The following is a 23,709-nucleotide window of genomic DNA, read 5'->3' on the forward strand; positions in this document are numbered from 1 at the left end:
TGAGCTAACCAATACTAATTGCCCGTGAGGCTTGACCATATAACACCCAAGCAATTTGCGTCGAATGAGCAGATTGCGGTGTTGTGAAGACTGCACAGCCGAAGATTTGTAACTCACAAACATCACATACCCGATTCGCTGGAGTGTCTAACAAGACCTTCTGGCAACAGAATTTCTTGACGACCATAGAGCATTGGAACCACCTGATCCCATCCCGAACTCAGCAGTGAAACGATGCATCGCCGATGGTAGTGTGGGGTTTCCCCATGTGAGAGTAGGTCATCGTCAAGATTAAATTCCGAAACCCCTATCTGCGCATGCAGGTAGGGGTTTTGTCTTTCTGGCTGTTGCACAACACAGTCAGGCTCGCCGAGCATGATAAGGTTTCCCTCTGCCCGCACAGCCTCAAGGATGCCCAATGCCGCACGCAAACCCACTCCTACCAGGTTTCATGGTGGTTCACGGCAACCGCCTGGATGAACTGCGCAGCCTGGTGGTGAGCTGGATGCGGCGTTACCCGCTGGCACCATTGGAAAACGAAATCGCCCTGGTGCAGAGCAACGGTATCGCCCAGTGGTTGAAGCTGGCCCTGGCCGAAGATCCTGAGGATGACGACCAGGGCGGCTGCGGCATCGCTGCGGCGGTCGAGGTGCAGTTGCCCGGCAGTTTCATGTGGCAGCTGTACCGCAAGGTGCTGGGCCGCGAAGAAATCCCCGAGGTGTCGCTGCTCGACAAGGCGCCGCTGACCTGGCGCTTGATGCGCCTGCTACCAGAGGTCATCGACAAGCCGCACTTCGAGCCCTTGCAGCGCTTTCTCACCGACGACAGCGACCTGCGCAAGCGCTACCAGCTGGCCGAGCGCCTGGCCGACCTGTTCGACCAGTACCAGGTGTATCGCGCCGACTGGCTCAAGGACTGGGCCGCTGGCCGTCATGTGCTCAATACCGCCCGTGGCGAATCCAAGCCGCTGCCGCCCGCCAACTGCTGGCAGGCCGAGCTGTGGCGCGCCTTATTGCTGGATGTCGGCGTAGAGGGCATGGCCCAGAGCCGTGCCGGGGTGCACCAGCGCTTCATCGAACGGATCAACAGCCTGGAACAGGCGCCCGCTGGCTTGCCGTCCCGGGTGATCGTCTTTGGTATTTCGTCGTTGCCTGCCCAGGCGCTGGAAGCCCTCGCCGGCCTGGCGCGTTTCAGCCAGGTGCTGCTCTGCGTGCACAACCCCTGCCGCCACCATTGGGCCGACATCGTCGCCGACAAGGACCTGCTGCGCCATCAGTACAAGCGCCAGCAACGCAAGCAGGGCATGCCCAGCCTGATCGACGCCGAAACCCTGCACCAGCACGCCCATCCCTTGCTGGCTGCCTGGGGCAAGCAGGGCCGCGACTACATCAACCTGCTCGACAGCTACGACGACCCTGGCAGTTACCGCGCAGCGTTCAGCGACGGGCGTATCGACCTGTTCAGCGAAAGCGAGCCCAAGACCCTGCTCAACCAGTTGCAGGACGACATTCTCGAGTTGCGCCCGCTGGCCGAAACCCGCGAGCTGTGGCCTGACGTCGATCCCGGCAAAGATCGCTCGGTGCGTTTTCATATCGGCCACAGCCCGCAACGTGAAGTGGAAATCCTCCACGACCAGTTGCTCGCCCGCTTCAGCGCCGATGCGGCGCTGCGCCCCCGCGACATCATCGTCATGCTCCCGGACATCAACACCTATGCGCCGCACATCCGCGCCGTGTTCGGCCAGCTCGACCGCAACGATCCACGCTTCATTCCCTTCACCCTGACCGACCAGGGCCAGCGTGGCCGCGACCCGTTGCTGATTGCCCTGGAGCACCTGCTGAAGTTGCCCGACAGCCGTTTCGCCGTCAGCGAGATCCTTGATCTGCTCGATGTGCCGGCCTTGCGCGCGCGCTTCGCGATCAAGGAAAGCGACCTGCCGACCCTGCACCGTTGGATCGAAGGCGCGGGCATTCGCTGGGGGCTGAACGCCGAGCAACGGGCCGGTCTCGGCTTGCCGGCGGACCTTGAACAGAACAGCTGGCGATTCGGCTTGCGACGCATGCTGCTGGGTTACGCCGTCGGTGTCGGCGAAGGCTGTGACGGTATCGAGCCGTTCGATGAAATCGGCGGTCTGGATGCGGCCTTGATCGGCCCGTTGGTGGCACTGCTCGACGCCCTGGAAATCGCTCATGAGCAGCTCTCCCAAGCAGCAACCGCTACCCAGTGGGGCGAGCGCCTGCATGCCTTGCTGCAGGTTTTCTTCCTCGCCGAAACCGAGCATGACGACTATCTGTTGGTGCAACTGCAGACCCTGCGTGAGACCTGGTTGCAGACCTGCGAGTCGGTCGGCCTGCAAGACTTGCTGCCGCTCACCGTGGTCCGTGAAGCCTGGCTGGCCGGGCTCGACCAGGGCCGCTTGTCCCAGCGCTTTCTCGCAGGTTCCGTAAACTTCTGCACCTTGATGCCCATGCGCGCGATTCCGTTCAAGGTGGTCTGCTTGCTCGGTATGAACGATGGTGACTATCCGCGCGCGCAACCACCACTGGACTTTGACCTGATGGGCAGTGATTACCGCCCGGGCGATCGCTCACGGCGCGAGGATGACCGCTACCTGTTGCTCGAGGCGCTGCTGTCGGCCCGTGACCAGTTGTACGTCAGTTGGGTCGGGCGCAGCATCCGCGACAACAGCGAACGGCCGGCCTCGGTGCTGATCGGCCAGTTACGTGATCACCTGGCGACGGGGTGGCGACTGGCGGGCGCCGAGCAGGGTGGCAAGCTCAATGCTGGCGAACAATTGCTGCATGCGCTGACCGTCGAGCATCCATTGCAGCCTTTCAGCGCCCGCTACTTTCATAAGGGCAGCAGCCTGTTCAGCTATGCCCGTGAGTGGCGCACCCTGCATCTGCCTGGCGAACAACAGCTCAAGCCTGAGGATGAGCTGCCGCCCTACAGCAGTGATGAACCGTTGAGCCTGACCTTGCTGCAGGACTTTCTTCGCCATCCGGTGCGGCACTTCTTCAGCCAGCGTTTGAAGGTGTTCTTCGAGTCGGTGGAAGCGCCCCTGGCCGATGAAGAACCCTTTGTTCTCGATGCCCTGCAGCGCTATAGCCTGAGCGAAAGCCTGCTGGCAGCAGCCCTTGCCGATCCGCAAGACAGCGAGCGGGCATTGACCACCCAGGCTCGGCGCCTGCAGGGCTACGGGCTGCTGCCGCTGGCAGGTTTCGGTGAATGCCTGCAGGCTGAACTGATCGAGCCGTTGCCCGACCTGCTCCAGCGTTATCAACAGCTGCTGGAGCAATGGCCGTTGCCTGTGGATAACGCCGTGCCGATCCGCTTCGAGTACCGCCAGCTCAAGCTTGAAGGCTGGTTGGGCCGGGTCTACCAGCGCGATGAAGAGTCGTTGCTCACCATCACCACCTTGCCCAATGGCATCAGCAGTGGCCGCACCCTCAAGTGGCACCGTCTGACCCCGACCTGGGTCATGCACCTGGCAGCCTGCGCGGTAGGCCTCAAGTTGCACAGTGCCGTGGTCGCCACCGATGTCACCTTGTTGCTCGCGCCGCTGGAGCAGAGCCGCGCCGCCGAGCTGTTGGGCGACCTGTTGCTGGCCCGCCAAGCAGGGATGAACGCGCCATTGCCGGTGGCGGTGAAAACCGCTTTTGCCTGGCTGGCCCAGAGCGATGCAGACAAGGCCCTGGCGGCGGCAACCAAGGCCTACGACGGCGATGGCCAGAACACCTTCGGCGAGCGTAGCGAAAGCACCGCACTGGCCCGGCAGTTCAGCGATTTTGCGGCACTCAGTGCCAGTGAAGAATTCGAAGGCTGGTGCGAGGCCCTGTACCGCCCAATGTTCGAAGCGCCCTGGCAGACGCTGGGCAAAGAGGAGAGCGCTCGATGAGCCTTGGCGTTGCCCCAGCCCCCCTGGCCCTGACCTTTCCCCTGCAAGGCAGCCAGCTGATCGAAGCCAGCGCCGGTACCGGCAAGACCTTCACCATCTCGGCGCTCTACCTGCGTCTGGTGCTCGGCCATGGCGGCGAGCAGGGCTTTGGCCGGGAGCTGTTGCCGCCACAGATTCTCGTGGTGACCTTCACCGACGCTGCTACCAAGGAGCTGCGTGAGCGCATCCGCACCCGCCTGGCGGAAGCTGCGCGGTATTTCCGTGGAGAGTTGAGCGAAGCCGACCCCTTGCTTGAGCAACTGCGCGATGACTATGAGCCGTCGCTGTGGGCAGCGTGCGCCAATCGCCTGGACGTGGCCGCGCAATGGATGGACGAAGCTGCGGTGTCGACCATCCACAGTTGGTGCCAACGCATGCTGCGCGAGCACGCCTTCGACAGTGGCAGCCTGTTTACCCAGACCCTGGAAACCGACCACAGCGACCTGCTTGGCCAGGTCATGCGCGATTACTGGCGGCGCTTCTGCTACAGCATGCAGGGCGATGCGCTGGCCTGGGTTCGCGCCCATTGGGTCAGCCCCGAAGCCTTGTTGCCACGGGTGCGCGCGCTGTTCGGCCGACAGCGCATCGAGAGCGATGAAGAAGAGCCCCAGGCCCTGATCGAAGCGGTGCTGCAGCAGCGTACCGAGCTGCTGCGCACGCTCAAGGCGCCCTGGGCGCAATGGTCTGGCGAGTTGCTGCAGATCTGCCGGGATGGTCTGGCCGCCAAGCAGGTCGATGGACGCAAGATGCAGGCACGCTATTTCGAGCCCTGGTGCGAAAAGCTCAAGGCCTGGGCCGAAGACGACCAGGCACTGGAGCTGGACCTGGGCACCGGCTTCAGCCGCTTTACCCGCGCCGGCATGGCCGAAGCCTGGAAGGGCGAACCGCCAGCGCACCCGGCATTGCAGGCGATGGAGGGGCTGCGCGACCAGCTTCAGGGCCTGCCCACGCCTGATGCCTGTTTGCTCGAACATGCTGCGGCCTGGGTCGGCGCCCGCTTCGAACAGGAAAAACGCCGCCGCGCCGAGATGGGCTTCGATGACATGCTCTTGCGCCTCGACCATGCGCTGCACGGCGATGCCGGCGAGCGCCTGGCCGGGCTGATCCGTGAGCAGTTCCCGGTGGCGCTGATCGATGAATTCCAGGACACCGACCCGGTGCAGTACCGGATCTTCCAGCGCATCTATCGGATTGAAGAGAACGTCCGAGAGACCGGCCTGTTCCTGATCGGCGACCCCAAACAGGCGATCTATGCCTTCCGCGGCGCCGACATCTTCACTTACCTGGGCGCTCGACGGGCGACGGCCGGGCGCCTGCACAGCCTCGATACCAACTACCGCTCCAGCCAGGCCATGGTCACGGCGGTCAACCATGTGTTCATGCAGGCCGAAGTGCGCGAGCAGGGTCGTGGCGCCTTTTTGTTCCGCGACGGCAGCGACAACCCGGTGCCGTTTCTCGAGGTCAAGGCCAAGGGCCGCAGCGAGCAGTTGCAGGTCGATGGCGTGCCGGTGCCAGCACTCAACCTCTGGCAGTTGAGCAGTGAAGAACCGGTTTCCGGCGCCGTGTATCGCCAGCAACTGGCCGCCAGCTGTGCCAGCCAGATCGTCGCCTTGCTCAATGGCGGGCAGCAGGGGCGCAGTGGTTTCCTGCTCGCCGATCAGTCGCTGCGTGGCTGCCTGCCTTCGGATATCGCCATTCTGGTGCGCGATGGCCGTGAGGCGCAGCTGATTCGCGCTGAGCTGGCAGCCCGCGATGTGCGCAGTGTGTACCTGTCTGATAAGGACTCGGTGTTTGCCGCCCAGGAAGCCCATGACCTGCTGGCCTGGCTCAAGGCTTGCGCCGAGCCGGACGCCGAGCGCCTGCTCAAGGCGGCACTTGCCAGCATCACCCTCAACCTGCCGCTTAGCGCCCTGGCCCAATTGAACCAGGACGAACGGGTGTGGGAACGCTGGGTCATGCAGTTCCGCCAGTACCGGCTGATCTGGCGCGGCCAGGGTGTTCTGCCGATGCTGCGGCGCCTGCTGCATGACTTTGATCTGCCGCAGGTCCTGATCGCCCGCAGCGATGGCGAGCGGGTGCTGACCAACCTGTTGCACCTGGCCGAACTGCTGCAACAGGCGGCCACCGAACTGGATGGCGAACAAGCGCTGATTCGCCACCTGGGCGAGCACCTGGCCAGTTCCGGCCAGGCTGGCGAAGAGCAGATCCTGCGCCTGGAAAGCGACGAGCAACTGGTCAAGGTGGTAACCATCCACAAGTCCAAAGGCCTGGAGTACCCCCTGGTGTTCCTGCCTTTCATCTGCACCAGCAAGCCGGTCGATGGCTCACGCTTGCCACTGGCCTGGCACGACGGCGAAGGCCAGGCGCACCTGACCCTGACCCCGGATGCCGAACAGATCGCCCTGGCCGACGACGAGCGCCTGGCTGAAGACCTGCGCCTGCTGTACGTGGCCCTGACCCGCGCCCAGCATGCCTGTTGGCTCGGTGTTGCCGACCTCAAGCGCGGCACCGGCAAGGCCTCGACCCTGCATCGCTCGGCCCTGGGTTACCTGTTGGGTAGCGGCACGCCCCTGGCGGCTTCGACTCAACTGGGTGATTGGCTGCAGGCCTTGCAGTCCGGCTGCCCGGCCATCGCCAGCATCGAGTTGCCAGCGCCGGATGAACAGGCCTACAGCGCCCCGCGCAACCAGGCCGAGCTGCTGCCCGCTCGCCAGCCCAAACGCCGGGCTGCGGAAAACTGGTGGATCGCCTCCTACAGTGCCTTGCGCATCGGCGAAGAGGCCATGACCCTGGCGGCCGACAGCTCCCAGGCGCAACAGCTGCTCGATGACGAGCGGCCCGACGTGCAGCAGCTGCGAGAAGTGACGCCCGGTAGCGGCGATATTCACCGCTTCCCGCGCGGGCCGAACCCCGGCACCTTCCTCCACGGCCTGCTCGAATGGGCCGGACACGAAGGCTTCGCCCAGGTCAGCACTGACCCCGAGCAATTGACCCGCACCGTCGGTCAGCGCTGCAACCGCCGCGACTGGACTGGCTGGATTCCGACCCTCAGCCAGTGGTTGCAGCAACTGCTTGCGCAGCCCATGGCGCTGGCGCCCGACAGCCCGTCGTTGTCCTTGAGCCAGCTCAGCCAGTACCAGATCGAAATGGAATTCTGGTTCGCCAGCCACAAGGTCGATGTCGGCCGGCTCGACCAACTGGTGTGCGAATACACCCATCAGGGCGTCGCGCGTCTGGCTGCGCAACCGGCGCTGCTCAATGGCATGTTCAAGGGCTTTATCGACCTGGCCTTCGAACACGACGGCCGCTATTACGTCGCAGATTACAAATCCAACTGGCTGGGGCCTGATGACCTGGCCTACAGCGAACTGGCCATGGAAGGGGCGATCCTCAGCCACCGCTATGACCTGCAATACGTGCTCTACCTGCTGGCCCTGCACCGCCAGTTGCGCGCGCGGCTGCCGGGTTATGACTACGACCTGCATGTCGGCGGGGCACTGTTCATCTTCCTGCGTGGAGTCGATTCCGCTTCCCGTGGCCTCTATTTCGTCAAGCCACCGCGTGAGCTGATCGAGCAGCTCGATGCACTGTTCCGTGGCGTCAGCGCCCCGCAGCAACACGACCTGTTTTTCGGAGACGCACCATGAGCCGTAGCCTCGACGACTTGTTGCCGACGCCGCTGGATGCCGGCCACCTGGCGGCGCTGCAGCCGCTGAGCAAGGGCGCGGACCTGCTGGCCTTGCTTGATCGCTGGGTCGAGCGTGGCTGGTTGCGTGCCCTGGACCGGGCCTTTGTGAGTTTCCTCGGTGAGCGCGACCCGGGCGGCGAGCCTTTGGTGCTGCTGGCGGCGGCACTGGCCAGTCATCAGTTGGGCCACGGCCATGTCTGCCTGGACCTGGGTGAAACCCTGGCCGAGCCTGATTTCGCCCTGTCGCTGCCGCCGGAGGGTGACGCCCTGGCGGGGCCATTGCTGCTGCCCTCGCAACTGCTTGAGCGCCTGTCGCTCGACACCTGGTTGCAGCAACTGAGCCGCAGTCGGCTGGTGGCCCACGGCAGCAGTGGTGAAGACAGCGCGCGCCCGTTGGTGCTCAATGGCCAGCGCCTGTACCTGCGCCGCTACTGGGCCTACGAGCGACGTATCGACAATGCCTTGCGTGAGCGCTTGCAGCAGGTCGAGCCAACCCCGGCAGACCTCTCTGCGCGGCTGGCGCAACTGTTCGATGGCGGTGCTCCCAGCGGCCAGGTGGATTGGCAGAAGCTTGCCTGTGCCCTGGCCACCCGCAGTGCCTTCAGCATCATTACCGGCGGCCCGGGTACCGGCAAAACCACCACGGTGGTGCGTTTGCTGGCCTTGCTGCAGGCGCCCGCGGTGGAGGCGGGGCGACCGCTGCGCATTCGCCTGGCGGCACCGACCGGCAAGGCCGCCGCGCGCCTGACCGAGTCCATCGCCCAGCAGGTCGAGCGCCTGGCGGTGGCTGCCGAGGTCCGTGACAACATTCCTACCGACGTCTCCACTGTTCACCGCCTGCTCGGCAGCCGCCCGGGCTCGCGGCATTTCCGTCACCATGCCGGCAACCCGTTGCCGCTGGATGTGCTGGTGGTCGACGAAGCCTCGATGATCGACCTGGAGATGATGGCCAATCTGCTTGGCGCCTTGCCGGCCCATGCGCGCCTGGTGCTGCTGGGCGACAAGGACCAACTCGCCTCGGTCGAGGCCGGTGCAGTCCTCGGTGACTTGTGCCGCGATGCCGAAGCCGGGCGCTACAGCACCGAGACCCAGGCCTGGCTCGAGCAGGTCAGTGGTGAAACCCTGGCTGGCAGTGAGCTGCTGCCTGGCAGCGCCGCGCAATACCCGTTGGCACAGCAAGTGGTGATGCTGCGCTATTCGCGGCGTTTTGGCGAAGGCAGCGGCATCGGCCAGTTGGCCCGCCTGGTCAACCGCCAGGAGGCCGATCAGGCCCGGGCCTTGCTCAACCAGAAACAGGACGATGTGTTTGCCCTGAGCCTGCGCGGCGAACAGGACCGTAACTTCGATCGCTTGCTGCTCGAAGGTCTGGGTCGCGGCGGTGATGGCCCCCAGGGCTATCGCAGCTATCTGCAGACCATCCGCCAGCAGCGTCCGCCGCTCGGCACGCCAGTGGATGACCCGCGTTGGGAGACCTGGGCCATGCAGGTGCTGCAGGGCTTTGAGACTTTCCAGTTGCTGTGCGCCGTGCGCAAGGGCCCCTGGGGTGTCGAGGGCTTGAACCAGCGGGTCAGCCGGGTACTCGGCGCTGCCGGGCTGATCGACAGTGAGCAGCCCTGGTATGAGGGCCGTCCGGTGCTGATGACCCGCAACGACTATGGACTGGGCCTGATGAACGGCGATATCGGCATCGCCCTGCGCCTGCCCGATGAGCAGCATGAGGGCCAGCAGGTGCTGCGTGTGGCTTTTGCCCGCAACGACGGGCACGGCGGCGTGCGTTTCGTTCTGCCAAGCCGGCTCAACGAAGTCGAAACCGTGTTCGCCATGACCGTGCACAAGTCCCAGGGCTCGGAGTTCACCCATACTGCGCTGGTGCTACCAGACGCCCTGAACCCGGTTTTGACCAAGGAATTGATCTACACCGGTATCACCCGGGCCAAGACCTGCTTTAGTTTGATCGAGCCGCGCCAGGGCGTGTTTGAGGACGCGGTGCGGCGCAAGGTCAAGCGCATCTCGGGGCTGATGCTGGAGCAGGTTTAAGCACGGCGATTCGGCCTTTTACCGGATCGCCGGCGGGCTGCTCCCTCGCTGGAAAATCGGCCTCTGTGCTATCGTTGCGGCATCATCCTGCGTGGTTTTAAGAGATTTCCTTCATGAATGTGGCCGCCCCGACATCGGGACGTGTGACGAGCCTGACGCGTTCGCTGCTGGCCGCGATGCTGTTGCTGTTCGCCGCGCAGGCCGGTGCCGCGGCTGAGGTCACGTCGAACCTGGCCGAGCAGCGGGCCAAGGCGGTCACCCAGGTCGTGCTGGGTATCCTCAGCTATGCACGCTGGCCGGTCGAGCCGGCACAACTGCGCCTGTGCCTGATTGGCCCGACCGAATACGCCGACGACCTGGTCAAGGGCACCACCCAGGCCACCGGCCGCCCGGTGCTGGTCCGCCGTTTGCTGGCCAGCGACCCGCGTATCGCCAACGAATGCGATGCGATTTATATCGGCAAGCTCAGCCAGGACGAACGTAACCGGCTGTTCAGCGCATTGAGCGGTCATCCGGTACTGAGCATGAGCGAGGCCGACGACCCGTGCACGGTCGGCAGCCTGTTCTGCCTGCGGGTCAGTGATCGCCAGGTGGCGTTCGAGGTCAACCTCGACTCGGTGGCGCGCAGCGGCGTGCGCATTCACCCCAGCGTGCTGCAGCTCTCGCGGCGGCGGGCGGCACAACCATGATCGGCTTTGGCAAGGGGCGCGAGCGCCCGACCCTGCGTGCCGTGCTTGGCCGTCGCCACCTGAGCGTCGCACTGCTTGCCGTCGGCCTTGCCGGAGTCTCCCTGACCCTGCTCGGCGTGCTGGCCCTGCGCGTTTACGCCAATCACAACCTGCACCTGATTGCCCGCTCGATCAATTACACCGTGGAAGCGGCGGTGGTGTTCAACGACGCCGGCGCGGCCAATGAAGCGCTGGCGCTGATTGCCGCCGCTGAAGAGGTGGCCGACGTCAAAGTCTTCGATGACAACGGTGAATTGCTGGCCCGCTGGCAGCGCAACAACAGCAGCTTGCTGGCGCAGACCGAGCAACTGATCGCCCGCAGCCTGCTGGAAGAGCCGATCATTCTGCCGGTGTTGCACCAGGGCCAGCAGGTCGGGCGCATCGAGCTGGTGGGGCAGGGCGGCAGCCTGGTGCGCTTTCTGCTCAGCGGCCTGGCCGGGATCCTGCTGTGCACGGCGCTCAGTGCCTTCAGTGCGCTGTACCTGTCGCGGCGTATGTTCGGCGACATCGTCGGGCCGCTGCGCAGCCTGGCCAATGTCGCCCACGCCGCGCGCCGCGAGCGCAGCTTCGACCGCCGTGTGCCGCCGGCGCAGATCGCCGAGCTCAACGAACTGGGCAACGACTTCAACGCCTTGCTCGACGAGCTGGAGTCGTGGCAGAGCCACCTGCAGAGCGAGAACGAAAGCCTGGCCCACCAGGCCAGCCACGACAGCCTCACCGGCCTGCCGAACCGGGCGTTTTTCGAAGGCCGCCTGAGCCGCACCCTGCGCAATGCGCAAAAGCACAATGAGCACCTGGCCTTGCTGTTTCTCGACAGCGACAACTTCAAAGAGGTCAACGACAACTTTGGCCACGCCGCTGGCGATGAAGTGCTGATCAGCGTGGCCACCCGGGTACGCGCGCAGCTTCGTGAAAATGACCTGGTGGCCCGTCTGGGCGGGGACGAGTTCGCCGTGCTGCTGGCGCCACTGCACGCACGCGAAGACGCCCTGCGAATCGCCGAGAAGATTGCCGCCAGCATGAAACTGCCGATCCGCCTGAGCGAAGGGCAGATCATCGTCACTTCGCTGAGCATCGGCATCGCCTATTTTCCCGACGACGGCGGGAATCCGTCCGATCTCCTCAATGCCGCTGATGCGGCGATGTATCAGGCCAAGCGCAACTTGCGTGGCCAGGGGCAAATGGCAGAGACGGAGCGCTCTGTCCAACACGTAAAAAACAGGAGCTGAACCGTGATTCACCTGAGCCAACGACTACGTTTTCATTTTATTTGCCTGGCCCTGGCGTTGTTCGCCCTGGGCGGCTGCCAGAGCGTGCCACCCAAAGGGCTGACCCCTGAACAGATTGCCCTGCTCAAGCAGGAGGGCTTCCAGCTCACCGATGAAGGCTGGGAGTTCGGCCTGTCGAGCAAAGTGCTGTTCGGCAGCGATGTCGACACTCTCAACGCCCAGAGCCGGACGATCGTCGAGCGCATTGGCAAGTCGTTGCTGTCGGTGAACATCCAGCGCGTGCGGGTCGACGGCCATACCGATGCCTCGGGCCGCGCGGCTTATAACGAACAATTGTCCAAGCGTCGGGCGCAGAGCGTGGCCAATGTGCTGGTCGGCGTCGGCATGCGCCCGGAAAACGTCGAAACCCGCGGCCTGGGCAGCAGCGAGCCGGTGGCCAGCAACGACACCCGCGCCGGGCGCCTGGAAAACCGCCGGGTATCGATCGTGGTCGCCTCCGACTGATCAGTCGGCAAAGCTCATCGCGCGCGACTCGCCCATCAGCAGCGGGGTGTTGCGCTCGGTGACATCGCGGATGTAATCCCACAGCAGGGTGATCCGCTTCAATTTCCTCAAGTCCTCCCGGCAGTACATCCAGAACTGCCGGGTAATCTCGACCTCCTCCGGCAGAATCGCCACCAGGCGCGGGTCTTGTGCGGCCAGGAAACACGGCAGGATCGCCAGGCCGCGACCCTGCTGGGCGGCCACGTACTGGGCGATCACGCTGGTGCTGCGCAGGTTGGCGCTGGCGGCCGGGATCAGGTTGGCCAGATACAGGAGCTCGGAGCTGAAGGCGAGGTCGTCGACATAACTGATGAACTGATGGCGGGCCAGGTCGCTGCTGCGGGTGATCGGCTCGTGGCTGTCCAGGTATTCCTGGGTGGCATACAGGCGCAGGCGGTAGTCGCACAGCTTGCAGCACACGTAGGGCCCGTGTTCCGGGCGTTCCAGGGCGATGACGATGTCGGCCTCGCGCTTGGACAGGCTGATGAAGTGCGGCAGCGGCAGGATGTCCACCGAGATCGCCGGGTAGGCGTCGACGAAATGGCTCAGTTGCGGGGTGACGAAGAAGCTGCCGAAACCTTCGGTGCAGCCCATGCGCACATGCCCCGACAGCGCTACGCCGGAGCCGGAAACCTGCTCGCAGGCCATGTGCAGGGTGCTTTCGATAGATTCGGCGTAACTGAGCAAGCGCTGGCCTTCGGCGGTGAGGACAAAGCCGTTGGTCCGCGACTTTTCGAACAATAGAGTGCCCAGCGCCACTTCCAGCGAACTGATCCGCCGCGACACCGTGGTGTAGTCGACGCCCAGGCGTTTGGCCGCGCTGCTGGCTTTGCGGGTACGCGCCACTTCGAGGAAAAACTTCAGGTCATCCCAGTTCAGCGACCCCAGGGAGGTGATGTTTTTTTGCATGTTGGTCCGGCTTTTATGTGCGTTCTTATTAGATGTTTGCACATCTATACTCCAAAAAAGCCCTGGACCCAAGCGCCCGCCGTGGCTGACCCGGTGGCGTCGATCTCTCCCTAACAACAATTTCAGGAGAACGCACATGAACGCATCCCTTACTCCCGGCCAGACCAAGGTCGAGCAGGTCAAGCTGCTGATCGACGGCCAATGGGTCGAATCGAAAACCAGCGAATGGCGCGACGTGGTCAACCCGGCTACCCAGCAAGTACTGGCCCGCGTACCCTTCGCCACCGCCGAAGAAGTCGACGCCGCCATCGCCGCCGGCCAACGTGCGTTCAAGACCTGGCGCGACACCCCGATCGGCGCGCGCATGCGCATCATGCTCAAGCTGCAGGCGCTGATCCGCGAACACTCCAAGCGCATCGCCGTAGTCCTCAGCGCAGAACAGGGCAAGACCATTGCCGATGCCGAAGGCGATATCTTCCGTGGCCTGGAAGTGGTCGAGCATGCCTGCAGCATCGGTACCTTGCAGATGGGCGAGTTCGCCGAGAACGTTGCCGGTGGCGTCGACACCTACACCCTGCGCCAGCCGATCGGCGTCTGTGCCGGTATCACCCCGTTCAACTTCCCGGCGATGATCCCGCTGTGGATGTTCCCGATGGCTATCGTCTGCGGCAACACCTTCGTACTCAAGCCTTCCGAGCAGGACCCGTTGTCGACCATGCTGCTGGTGGAGCTGGCAGTCGAAGCCGGTGTGCCGGCCGGCGTGCTCAACGTCGTGCATGGTGGCAAGCAGGTGGTCGATGCGCTGTGCACCCATAGCGATATCAAGGCGATCTCTTTCGTCGGCTCAACCGAGGTCGGCACCCACGTCTACAACCTGGCTGGCCAGCACGGCAAGCGCGTGCAATCGATGATGGGCGCCAAGAACCACGCCGTGGTGCTGCCGGACGCCAACCGCACGCAAACCCTCAATGCCCTGGTCGGTGCCGGTTTCGGCGCGGCCGGCCAGCGCTGCATGGCCACCTCGGTGGCGGTACTGGTGGGCAAGGCCCGCGAGTGGCTGCCGGAGCTCAAGGAGCTGGCCTCCAAGCTCAAGGTCAACGCTGGCAGCGAGCCGGGCACCGATGTCGGCCCGCTGATTTCCAAACGTGCCAAGGAGCGGGTGCTGGGCCTGATCGAAAGCGGCATCAAGGAAGGCGCCAAGCTCGAGCTCGACGGTCGTGAGGTCAGCGTGCCGGGCTACGAGCAGGGCAACTTCGTCGGCCCGACCCTGTTCTCCGGGGTGACCACCGACATGCAGATCTACACCCAGGAAATTTTCGGCCCGGTGCTGGTGGTACTGGAAGTCGACACCCTCGACGAAGCCATTGCCCTGGTCAACCGCAACCCCTTCGGCAACGGCACCGGCCTGTTCACCCAGAGCGGCGCGGCGGCGCGCAAGTTCCAGAACGAGATCGACGTCGGCCAGGTCGGCATCAACATCCCGATTCCGGTGCCGGTGCCGTTCTTCAGTTTCACCGGCTCGCGCGGCTCCAAGCTCGGCGATCTGGGCCCGTACGGCAAACAGGTGGTGCAGTTCTACACTCAGACCAAGACCGTCACCAGCCGCTGGTTCGATGATGACAGCGTCAACGATGGCGTGAACACCACCATCAGCCTGCGCTAAGGAGCTCATCATGCGTATCGCATTCATCGGCCTGGGCAACATGGGCGCGCCCATGGCCCGCAACCTGATCAAGGCCGGGCACCAGTTGAACCTGTTCGATCTGAACAAGACCGTGCTGGCCGAACTTGCCGAGCTCGGCGGGCAGATCAGCAGCTCGCCGCGTGACGCCGCGCAGCAGAGCGAACTGGTGATCACCATGCTGCCGGCCGCCGCCCATGTGCGCGGTGTGTACCTTAACGAAGATGGCGTGCTGGCCGGTGTCAAGGCCGGGACCCCGGTGGTCGACTGCAGCACCATCGACCCGCAGACCGCCCGTGACGTAGCAGCCGCTGCGGCCAAGCAGGGCGTTGACCTTGCCGATGCGCCGGTGTCCGGTGGTACCGGCGGCGCCGCAGCCGGCACCCTGACCTTCATGGTCGGCGCCAGCGACACGCTGTTCGCCACCCTGCAGCCGGTACTGGCGCAGATGGGCCGCAACATCGTCCATTGCGGTGAGGTCGGCACCGGGCAGATCGCCAAGATCTGCAACAACCTGCTGCTGGGCATCTCGATGATCGGCGTGTCCGAGGCCATGGCCCTGGGCAACGCGTTGGGGATCGACACCAAGGTGCTGGCCGGGATCATCAACAGCTCGACCGGTCGTTGCTGGAGTTCGGACACCTACAACCCGTGGCCGGGCATCATCGAGACGGCCCCGGCATCGCGCGGCTATACCGGTGGCTTTGGTGCCGAGCTGATGCTCAAGGACCTGGGGCTGGCGACAGAAGCCGCGCGTCAGGCACACCAGCCAGTGATTCTCGGCGCAGTGGCCCAGCAGCTGTACCAGGCGATGAGCTTGCGCGGCGAGGGTGGCAAGGATTTCTCGGCGATTGTCGAAGGTTACCGCAAGCCCGAGTAAAAAGAGCATCGCCAGCAAGGCTGGTTCCCACAGGTACTGCGCACACATCATTCTGTGGGAGCTGGCCTTGCCAGCGAGGGGCTGCGAAGGCAGCCCCGGCATCAGGCAAAAACGAAATACTTGCGCACCGTCTCCACCACCTCCCAGGTGCCTTTCATCCCAGGTTCGATGACGAACACATCACCGGCCTTCAGGTGCACCGGCTGCTCACCTTCCGGGGTGATCACGCAGTAGCCGTCCAGAAAATGGCAATACTCCCACTTCTCGTAACTGACCTGGAACTTGCCCGGCGTACAGATCCAGGTGCCCATGATCTTGCTGCCATCGGCCGATACATAGGCATTGAGGTTGACGGTGTGCGGGTCGCCGCCGATGCGTTGCCACTTGGTCGCATCCAGCACGGGGGTAGGGCAGGTCTCGCGCAGCACGGTGATGAAATCGGACATTCCAGGCTCCAGAGGATGACTCAAAGGTCCATCACCATAGGCGTGATCGGTGCCCGGCAGATGTCTGGTCTCGACCTTGGGGTGTCTGGGAGCGCAAACCCGTGATTAGCGATCGAGGCTGTCACCAAAGCTGCGGATCACTTCCAGCAGCGCCTTGACTCGCTGCGGCAAGCTGCCGGCCGGGTACACCGCGTGCATTTGTGGGCTGTCGCCGTTGCTGGCGGTCAGCCGGTACTCGGCACAAACCCGCTGCAGGCGCCCGGCCTGCACTTCGGGTTCGGCCAGCCAGTCGGCCAGGCGGGCGATGCCGACACCGGCCAGGGCGGCCTGGAATACCGCGACCCCGGAGCTGAAACGAAACTTCGGATGCACCCGCAGGCTGACGGCCTGATCGACGCTGCGAAACTTCCATTCCTTGAGGATCCGCGGCGCGGTATGCAGGATCAGCGCGTGTGCTTCCAGCGCCTCGATCGATGCGGGCATGCCATGCTTTTCCAGGTAAGCAGGGCTGGCGTACAGCGAACGTGAGTAGCGCCACAGCGGGTAGCCGATCAGTTCGCTGTCCTGGGCAAAGGCGCCACGAATGGCGAAGTCCAGTTTGCTCTTGGCCGGGTCGATAGGCTCGTCGCTGAAGATCACATCGACGTTCACCTGCGGGTAGCGTTCGCCATAGTGCGCTATCAAACCGGGCAATACCGGCGCCAGTGATTCGGGGGCGCTAAACCGCACCCAGCCGCAAGCCAGGCCGCTGAGCCCGGCTAACTCTTCATCGGCCTCGCGTTGCAGATCAAGCATTTTGTTGGCATAGGGCAGCAAGCGTTCGCCGGCTTCAGTGAGGCTCACGGCATTGGCCGAGCGGTTTAACAGTTTGGCCCCGGCGTTTTCTTCCAGGGCTTGCACGGCACGGGTCACAGCACTGGGCGAGCGGCCCAGGGCGCGTGCCGCAGCGACGAAACTGCGCTTGCGGGCAACCATTGCGAAGGCTTCCAGCTCCGCGAGCATATCCAGGGCCATGCACTACCTCGTTGCAGTTTTTGCAATATGGCATTGCAACACAAAACCCGGGGGTTGGTTAACCTTGGCGCGCCCATCCTTGACTGCCAGAGCCTGAAACCATGGTCGATATCGTTGTTCTTTGCGTGTTTGCCTTTGCCGCCGGGCTGATCGATGCGGCAGTCGGTGGTGGCGGGCTGATCCAGATTCCGGCGCTGTTCAACGTGCTGCCGGCGTCGCCCCCGGCTGCGTTGCTGGGCACCAACAAAGTTGCCTCGGCCTGCGGCACGGCGTTTGCCGCCCGCTCGTTCGTACGCAAGGTGGTGATCGACTGGGGGTTGGTGGTTCCGGCAGCCTGTGCGGCCTTTGTCATGGCGTTCGTCGGCGCCGCAACGGTGTCGCTGGTGCCGCAAGGGCTGATGCGCCCGGCGGTGCTGGTGCTGATCGTGCTGATGGCGATCTACACCTTCTGGAAAAAGGACTTCGGCGCCCTGCACAAGCCGATGCGTATCGGCACTCGCGAAAAAATGCTGGCGATCGTCATCGGCGGTGCCATCGGCTTTTATGACGGCCTGTTCGGGCCCGGCACCGGCAGCTTCCTGATCTTCCTGTTCATTCGCTGCTTTGCCTTCGACTTCCTGCATGCCTCGGCGTCGGCGAAACTGGTGAACATCGCCACCAACGTCGCTGCGCTAATGTTCTTCATTCCTACCGGCAACGTGCTGTACCTGATCGCCATTCCCATGGCCGCCTTCAACATTCTTGGCGCGCTGACCGGCACCTGGCTGGCAGTGCGCAAGGGCGTACCCTTCGTTCGCGCACTGTTCCTGGTGTTGCTGCTGATCTTGATCGGCAAGCTGTCCTACGACCTGTTGGCTTAACGCTTACGCCCACCAGTAACGCACGAAGTGGAAGAACACCGGCGCGGCAAAGCATACCGAGTCCATGCGGTCGAGCATGCCGCCGTGGCCTTCGATCATGTGGCCCCAGTCCTTGACGCCGCGATCGCGCTTGATCGCTGACATCACCAGGCCGCCGGCAAAGCCCATGAGGTTGACGGTCAGGGCCATCAGCGCCGCCTGCCAGAAGCTGAACGGCGTGATCCAGCACAGGGTGGCGCCGATCAGGGTGGCCAGGGCCACGCCGCCGACCAGGCCTTCGACGGTCTTTGACGGCGACAGCTTGGGCGCCACCTTGTGCTTGCCGAACAGCTTGCCGCAGACGTACTGCAGCACATCGGAGATCTGCACCACGAGGATCAGCCAGGCGATCAGCAGCAGGTTGCGGCCTTCGTAGCCGGGGATGTCCAGGGTCATCAAGGCCGGTACCGAAGACAGGCAGTAGACCGCGATCATCAAGCCCCACTGCACCTTCGAGGCACGCTCGAGAAAGCGCGTGGTGTCGCCGCCGAAGCTGGCGAGGATCGGCAGCAGCAGGAACAGGTAGACCGGGATGAAAATGCTGAACAGCCCGTACCAGTCCATGGCGATCAGCAGGTACTGCACCGGCAGGGCCACGTAAAAGGCCGCGACCAGTGCCGGGTAGTCGCTGCGCCGGGTGGGTGTCAGGGTGAGGAATTCACGCAAGGCGTAGAACGACACGCAATAGAACAGCAGGATCACCCCCAGCTTGCCGAACAGAAACGCCAGGCCGATGACCAGGACCATCACCCACCAGGCGTTGATCCGCGCGTTGAGGTTGTCGATCACCGCGTGGGGGGCGGGGCCGGCGCGCCATTTGAGCAGGCGGCCAATCAGGCTGGCGAGCAGCAGCAGGCCGCCGATGCCGGCAAACAGCGAAAGGGTGTTGTTGTCCATCTCAGGATTCCTTCGGGGCCAGGGCCAACAGGGCCTGGCGGGCCCGGTCGAGAAACGCGTGCTTGCTTTCGTCCGCTTGCAGGTGCAGCGGCTCGCCAAAACTCAGGGTGCACAGCAAGGGCAACGGCAGGGCGCGGCCCTTGGGCATGACCCGGTTGAGGTTGGCGATCCACACCGGGATCACCTCGACCTGCGGGTGGGCGCTGGCCAGGTGGAACAGGCCGCTCTTGAACGCCAGCAACGGCTCGTCGCTGAGGTTGCGCGTGCCTTCGGGAAAGAAGATCAGCGAATCGCCCTGGGCCAGTGCATCCTGGATCGGCTGCAAGGGGTTGCTTGTGGCGTCGTTGTGCTGACGGTCGATCAGCACGCCATTGAACACCCGCTTGATCAGGAACTGGCGGATCCCAGGTTTTTGCCAGTAATCGGCACCGGCCACCGGCCGCGTGTGCTGGCGCAGCGGTTGGGGCAGCGAGGCCCAGATCAGCACGAAGTCGCCGTGGCTGCTGTGGTTGGCGTAGTACAGCCGTTGCACCGGTTGCGGCGTGCAGCCCAGCCACAAGGCGCGGGCGCCAGTGATCAGGCGGGCGACCGAGGTGATGGCAAAGGCGGTGAGGGCAGCAAGCATGGGCAAGGTCCTTATCCGGCGAAGTGAAGCAAGGGCAAAAGCAGCATGCCGGCCAGCGCCAGCACGGCTTGTACGGCAAAGCACAGCAGTTGTTTGCGCAGCAGGCCCAAGGCCGCCAGGCCGCGTGCCTGCCAGTCGCGGTGATCGACCGGGTTGGCTTTCAGGCCCAGGGCGAACAATGACTGGTCCAGGGCCTGGGTGTGTTGCCCAAGCTGATCGCTGCGCGTGGCCAGGTGGGCAAACAGTTCGGCATCCAGCGCGACGCGCATGGCGAAGAACTTTTGCAGCAAGCCGGCCAGCAACAACAGGCTGCTCAGTACTGCGCAGTAACCTGGGGCAGGCGATTCGATCAGCAGCGCCGCCAGGCCAAGCAACACCGCCAGCAGGCTGATGCCGTCGGCCAGGCGCTCGACCTGGCGTCCGCGTTTGAGCAGGCTGGCGACCACGGCCAGATGGATTGTGGCGCTCACAGGCAGGGCTCCGTTTGCAGGCGTTCAATTACCCGCAGGTGCTGCGGATGTAGGACCACCCCGGGGCGTGCCTGGCTGATGCGTTGCTGCGCTTGCCCGGCATTGGCGCAGCGGCCGCTGAGCACCAGCCAGGCGGCCACGGCGCTGGCGCTGCGCGAATAACCGAGCGCGCAGCAAACCAGCACCGGGCCCTGGCTGCGCAGTTGTTCGATGGCCGCCGCCGCTTCGCGGCAGCGTTCGGCCGTAGGTACCACCAGGTCGAGGCTGGGCAGGCCACAGTAAGCCTGGCCCGGGGCAACCGAGGCGGGCAGTTCGGCGCACAGGTCGACGATGGCGGCGAACTGCGCCCCTTGCCCTTTGCCCGGAATCCGCCCCAGGTACACGCCGTCGCAGACTTCATCCGCTTGCGGATGGCGCCGGGTCCACCAGCGCGAATTGAGCCAGGCGCCGATCAGGTAGGGCGCCAGCAGCCAGCGTGCGGCGTACGACAGCTGGCCGTTGGCGCTTTTCTGAAAACCTTCGGCGCCCAGTTGCGCGTAGTTGAGTGCCACCACCAGCAGCGCCACCGCCGGCCACAACAGCCACAGGGCAGCGCCTGCAAGGTACAACGCCAGACCACCCAGCAGGGCGGCGCCGGCGAAGTAACGCAAGGCCAGGCGCCAGCGCTGCGGATCACGGGCAAGGTGCATCGGGCGCAGTACCGGCTGACCCGCAACCGGCCACAGCCAGCAACACAGCACCCCCACCAGCGCACCGCTGGGCAGGTCGATAAAGTGATGTTGCCAGGTGGTCAGCACCGAAATGCCGATCAACGCCATCCAGCCATGCACCAGCAAGCGCGGCAGCCTGGCGTGGATATGCCGGGCAAACATCGCCCAGATGATCACGAGCAAGGCGATGTGCAGGGACGGCGCCTGGTTGAAGGGTTTGTCAAAACCCATCAGCACATCGAACAGCCAGCCGAACAGGCCATCCAGCGCGGGCCGCTCGACGGTAAAGCGCAGCGGCCAGAGCAGAAAGCCGAGGATGCAGATGACCTGCGCGCTGAGCAGGCGCAGGGCGTGGCGGTCCATCTCCAGGCGGCTTAGCGGCAACAGGAACGACAACCCGTAGAGCAGGTCGATCGACCAGTAGGGGATGATGGTCCAGGGCCACAGCGGGATGCCGCCTTCCCAGGCGAACACCAGGCTGCCGACGTCGCTGCGCCCGGCGGTGTAGGTGTTGGTCAGGCCGTAGCTGAGAAAGAACAGCGGCCCCAGCAACAGCAGCCAGAGCACCCCGCGCTTGATCAAGCCTGGCTCGCGCGCCGTGCTCATCAAACGACCCGCTGGGCCAGGCTGACGCTGAAGATGCCCCACTCATCGATACGCTGGCAGACCTTGCGAAAGCCTGCCGCCTCGACCAGTTGGTCCATTTCCACCTGGCTGCGCCGGCGCATCACCCAGGCCTGGCCAGCGCGGTGGCTGGTCAGGGCGCGGGCGATCATCTCCAGTTGCGGGTGCCAGGGTTGGCCGGTGTACACCAGGTAACCACCGGGCTCCACCGCCTGGGCCAGGCCGCCCAGGGAATCGCCAACCATCTGGTTGCTGGCAAACAGCTCATACAGGCCCGAAACCACCGCCAGGGTCGGGCGTGGATCGAGGCTGGCCAGGCTCTGGGTATCGAAGGCATCACCCTGGACGAAGCGGGCAATCTCGGCCAGGCCCTTTTCGGCGATCAGCGCGCTGCCCTGCTGGACATTGAGCTCGCTGTAGTCGCGCAGCAGGATCGACTCCGGCTTGCGTTCCAGGCCCTGCAGCGCTTCGAGGATGTAGCGGCCATGGCCGGCAGCGATATCGACGATATCCACCGGCTTGCCCTGTTCACGCAGGCGTTCGATGGCCAGGCGCAGTAGCTCTTCGACATGCAGTTTGCGCTGGCGGATGCCGCGCCAGCCGATGGCGTTGAGGTAGTTCTGGTCGATCATGCGCCCGATCGCGCCCTTGCCGGTGGGCTGGTTGCGGTAGATGTAGTCCAGGGTGCTGCCCGAGTCGAAGCCGGTGTCAAAACCCAGCTTGACCCCGTCCGACAAACCCTTGCCCAGCCGTAGGCCGGCACGGGTGGCACGCCAGTAAAGATCAGCCGGCGAGTTGCGCGGCAGCGGCGCGGCGAGGCTTTCGGCCTCGGCGCAGCTGGCGCCCAGTTGGTCGGCAGCGAGCAGCGAAGGGCGCTGCGGCGCGAGGCTGAAGCAGTGTTCGATAAACCGCCGGATCCGCGCCAGGGCATGGCTGCGGTCACGCTCGCCAAGGGTGTCGTGGAAGAATCCGGGGAGGATGTGTTTCTCTTTGTGCGCGCTGCCCAGGCGTTCGAAGAACTGCTCCTGGGGTTTACGCTTGACCACGAAGTCGGCGCCGGAAATCAACAGCTGGGTCGGCACCTGGATCGCCTGGGCATCGGCCACCACGCGGTCGGCGGCTTCATACAGGCCAAGCAGCATGGTCACTGAAATCGGCCGGCTGATCAGCGGGTCGCTTTCGTACGAGGCAATGCGCTCGGGGTCGTGGCTGAGCAGGCGCGGCTTGACGTAGCTGTTGACGAAGAAGTTGCCGCGCCAGGCGCGCATCAGCTTCAGCCCCGGACGGGCGAAGGGCACGTAGAGCTTGACCTTGAAGGCCGGCGAGGCCAGTACCAGGCAGCGCACCTTGGGCGCGTAGTCGTGGGCCCAGGTGGCGATCAGTACGGCGCCGACGCTTTGCGCCAGCACCGCCATGTCCTCTTCGGCGATGCCGTGCTCGCGGGCAATGTGTTCGATGAAGGTCTGCACATCGCGCACGCTGCAGGCGAAGCTCGGGCTGTCGCCACGGGCGCCGGGGGACTGGCCGTGGCCCCGGGCGTCCCAGGCGAAGAAGTCGTGGTCGGGCAGTTGCAGCTCATCGGCCAGATGGGCCATGCGCCCGCCGTGTTCGTGGCCGCGGTGGAACAGCACCACCGCGCGGCGCGGCTGGTCGTCAGCAACGTCGGCGGGCCAGTGGCGGTAATGCAGTTCGACGCCGTCGTGGGTGGTGAAGTGCAGCGATTGCGCGTTGCGCATGGCAAATATCCTTATCTGGCACAAAGAGCTTCAGCGGGTTTGCGCCAGACCGCAGCTGACCCGGTTGTAGAGGGTATAGAGCGAGAGCAGCAAGATCACCAGCAGCACGCCGTTGAGCCAGCTGGCCGGCAACAGGCCGCTGGCAACGCCGGCGCCGAGCACGCCGAAGGCAAAGGCGCGGTCGCTTTTGCCCATGGGGCCGTCGTAGCGGCGTTCAGCGCCCACCAGCGGGCCCATGACCCCGGCGTATTCGCTGATCAGCGCCGCCAGTACGACGATCACCACCAGCGCCGAGGACACACCCGGCAACAGCGCGAAGGGCAGGTACAGGGCGCTGTCGGCAATCAGGTCGCAGAGTTCGTTGTAGTAGGCGCCAAGCTTCGATTGTTGGCCGAATTCGCGGGCGAGCATGCCGTCGATGGCATTGAGGGCCATGCGCAGCAGCATCCATACCGGCACCAGGGCGAACAGCCAGGCGACCTGTGGCAGCCAGGCCAGCAACAGGCCGAGCAGGACGGAAACCACGGCGGCGCTCAGGGTTACCTGGTTGGCAGTGACGCCGCGTTGGTACAGGCGCTCGACCGTCGGGCGCAACAGCGCCTGAAAGCGGGGTTTGAGCTGGTAGATCGACGGCACGGTGAAACTCCCTTTTACGA

18 protein-coding genes and 1 rRNA gene are annotated in these 23,709 nt (G+C 64.5%); 10 read left to right on the forward strand and 9 right to left on the reverse strand.

Translation table 11 applies throughout. The annotated features are described in order from the left end of the window. Positions 1-175: 175 nt before the first annotated feature. From rrf to ABIE20_RS02015, 7 genes are all read left to right on the forward strand, one after another. A 5S ribosomal RNA gene (gene rrf / locus ABIE20_RS01985) occupies positions 176-291 on the forward strand. Between the two features lie 127 nt (positions 292-418). Then, the gene (gene recC, locus ABIE20_RS01990; RefSeq protein ID WP_429502388.1) at positions 419-3,898 is read left to right on the forward strand and encodes an exodeoxyribonuclease V subunit gamma; all 3,480 of its coding nucleotides are present in this window, start codon (positions 419-421) and stop codon (positions 3,896-3,898) included. Next, positions 3,895-7,584, forward strand: a complete 3,690-nt coding sequence (gene recB, locus ABIE20_RS01995; protein ID WP_429502390.1) for an exodeoxyribonuclease V subunit beta — start codon at positions 3,895-3,897, stop codon at positions 7,582-7,584. The genes recC and recB overlap by 4 nt, the downstream gene beginning before the upstream one ends. Beyond that, positions 7,581-9,662, forward strand: coding sequence for an exodeoxyribonuclease V subunit alpha (recD, locus tag ABIE20_RS02000; protein WP_429502392.1), 2,082 nt, complete (start codon positions 7,581-7,583; stop codon positions 9,660-9,662). Before recB ends, recD begins: the two co-directional genes overlap by 4 nt. Before the next feature lie 113 nt (positions 9,663-9,775). Then, positions 9,776-10,351 (forward strand): YfiR family protein, encoded by a 576-nt coding sequence (locus tag ABIE20_RS02005; protein WP_429502394.1) that lies wholly within the window; start codon positions 9,776-9,778, stop codon positions 10,349-10,351. Then, on the forward strand, positions 10,348-11,619 hold the full coding sequence (locus ABIE20_RS02010; protein WP_429502396.1) for a diguanylate cyclase domain-containing protein: 1,272 nt from the start codon (positions 10,348-10,350) through the stop codon (positions 11,617-11,619). The genes ABIE20_RS02005 and ABIE20_RS02010 overlap by 4 nt, the downstream gene beginning before the upstream one ends. Before the next feature lie 12 nt (positions 11,620-11,631). After that, a complete protein-coding gene (locus ABIE20_RS02015; protein ID WP_429502998.1) occupies positions 11,632-12,123 on the forward strand; it encodes an OmpA family protein in 492 nt (163 codons plus the stop codon). On the opposite strand, the gene ABIE20_RS02020 is transcribed toward ABIE20_RS02015, so the two are convergent. Beyond that, on the reverse strand, positions 12,124-13,071 hold the full coding sequence (locus ABIE20_RS02020; protein WP_045195818.1) for a LysR family transcriptional regulator: 948 nt from the start codon (positions 13,069-13,071) through the stop codon (positions 12,124-12,126). 136 nt (positions 13,072-13,207) lie between these two features. On the opposite strand from ABIE20_RS02020, the gene ABIE20_RS02025 reads away from it, so the two are divergent. Together ABIE20_RS02025 and mmsB are read left to right on the forward strand one after the other, a co-directional pair. Further along, complete coding sequence (locus tag ABIE20_RS02025; RefSeq protein WP_429502398.1) at positions 13,208-14,734, forward strand: CoA-acylating methylmalonate-semialdehyde dehydrogenase; 1,527 nt, start codon at positions 13,208-13,210, stop codon at positions 14,732-14,734. Between the two features lie 10 nt (positions 14,735-14,744). Beyond that, positions 14,745-15,632, forward strand: a complete 888-nt coding sequence (mmsB, locus tag ABIE20_RS02030) for a 3-hydroxyisobutyrate dehydrogenase (protein ID WP_038997302.1) — start codon at positions 14,745-14,747, stop codon at positions 15,630-15,632. Positions 15,633-15,733: 101 nt separating this feature from the next. Here mmsB and ABIE20_RS02035 read toward each other — a convergent pair whose 3' ends face one another. Next, positions 15,734-16,078: a cupin domain-containing protein gene (locus ABIE20_RS02035; protein ID WP_429502400.1), complete on the reverse strand. Its 345-nt coding sequence runs from the start codon at positions 16,076-16,078 to the stop codon at positions 15,734-15,736. 105 nt (positions 16,079-16,183) lie between these two features. Next, positions 16,184-17,092, reverse strand: a complete 909-nt coding sequence (locus ABIE20_RS02040; RefSeq protein ID WP_429502402.1) for a LysR substrate-binding domain-containing protein — start codon at positions 17,090-17,092, stop codon at positions 16,184-16,186. A gap of 101 nt (positions 17,093-17,193) precedes the next feature. On the opposite strand from ABIE20_RS02040, the gene ABIE20_RS02045 reads away from it, so the two are divergent. After that, positions 17,194-17,952, forward strand: coding sequence for a sulfite exporter TauE/SafE family protein (locus tag ABIE20_RS02045; RefSeq protein WP_429502404.1), 759 nt, complete (start codon positions 17,194-17,196; stop codon positions 17,950-17,952). Between the two features lie 3 nt (positions 17,953-17,955). Here ABIE20_RS02045 and ABIE20_RS02050 read toward each other — a convergent pair whose 3' ends face one another. From ABIE20_RS02050 to ABIE20_RS02075, 6 genes are read right to left on the reverse strand one after another with little or no spacing between them, the layout of a single operon-like run. After that, positions 17,956-18,888 carry a phosphatidate cytidylyltransferase gene (locus tag ABIE20_RS02050; protein ID WP_045195828.1) on the reverse strand — a complete coding sequence of 311 codons (933 nt, stop codon included), beginning with the start codon at positions 18,886-18,888 and terminating at the stop codon, positions 17,956-17,958. A gap of 1 nt (position 18,889) precedes the next feature. Then, positions 18,890-19,513, reverse strand: coding sequence for a lysophospholipid acyltransferase family protein (locus ABIE20_RS02055; protein ID WP_429502406.1), 624 nt, complete (start codon positions 19,511-19,513; stop codon positions 18,890-18,892). 11 nt (positions 19,514-19,524) lie between these two features. Continuing rightward, the gene (locus tag ABIE20_RS02060) at positions 19,525-19,983 is read right to left on the reverse strand and encodes a hypothetical protein (protein ID WP_429502408.1); all 459 of its coding nucleotides are present in this window, start codon (positions 19,981-19,983) and stop codon (positions 19,525-19,527) included. After that, on the reverse strand, positions 19,980-21,299 hold the full coding sequence (locus ABIE20_RS02065; protein WP_429502410.1) for a phosphatase PAP2/dual specificity phosphatase family protein: 1,320 nt from the start codon (positions 21,297-21,299) through the stop codon (positions 19,980-19,982). The genes ABIE20_RS02060 and ABIE20_RS02065 overlap by 4 nt, the downstream gene beginning before the upstream one ends. Continuing rightward, a complete protein-coding gene (locus tag ABIE20_RS02070; protein WP_429502412.1) occupies positions 21,299-23,053 on the reverse strand; it encodes a bifunctional alpha/beta hydrolase/class I SAM-dependent methyltransferase in 1,755 nt (584 codons plus the stop codon). The genes ABIE20_RS02065 and ABIE20_RS02070 overlap by 1 nt, the downstream gene beginning before the upstream one ends. Positions 23,054-23,083: 30 nt before the next feature. Then, positions 23,084-23,689, reverse strand: coding sequence for a CDP-alcohol phosphatidyltransferase family protein (locus ABIE20_RS02075; protein ID WP_429502414.1), 606 nt, complete (start codon positions 23,687-23,689; stop codon positions 23,084-23,086). Positions 23,690-23,709: the final 20 nt, after the last annotated feature.

Source organism: Pseudomonas sp. 2835 (assembly GCF_050435905.1).
In the GTDB taxonomy this organism is placed as follows: Bacteria; Pseudomonadota; Gammaproteobacteria; order Pseudomonadales; family Pseudomonadaceae; genus Aquipseudomonas.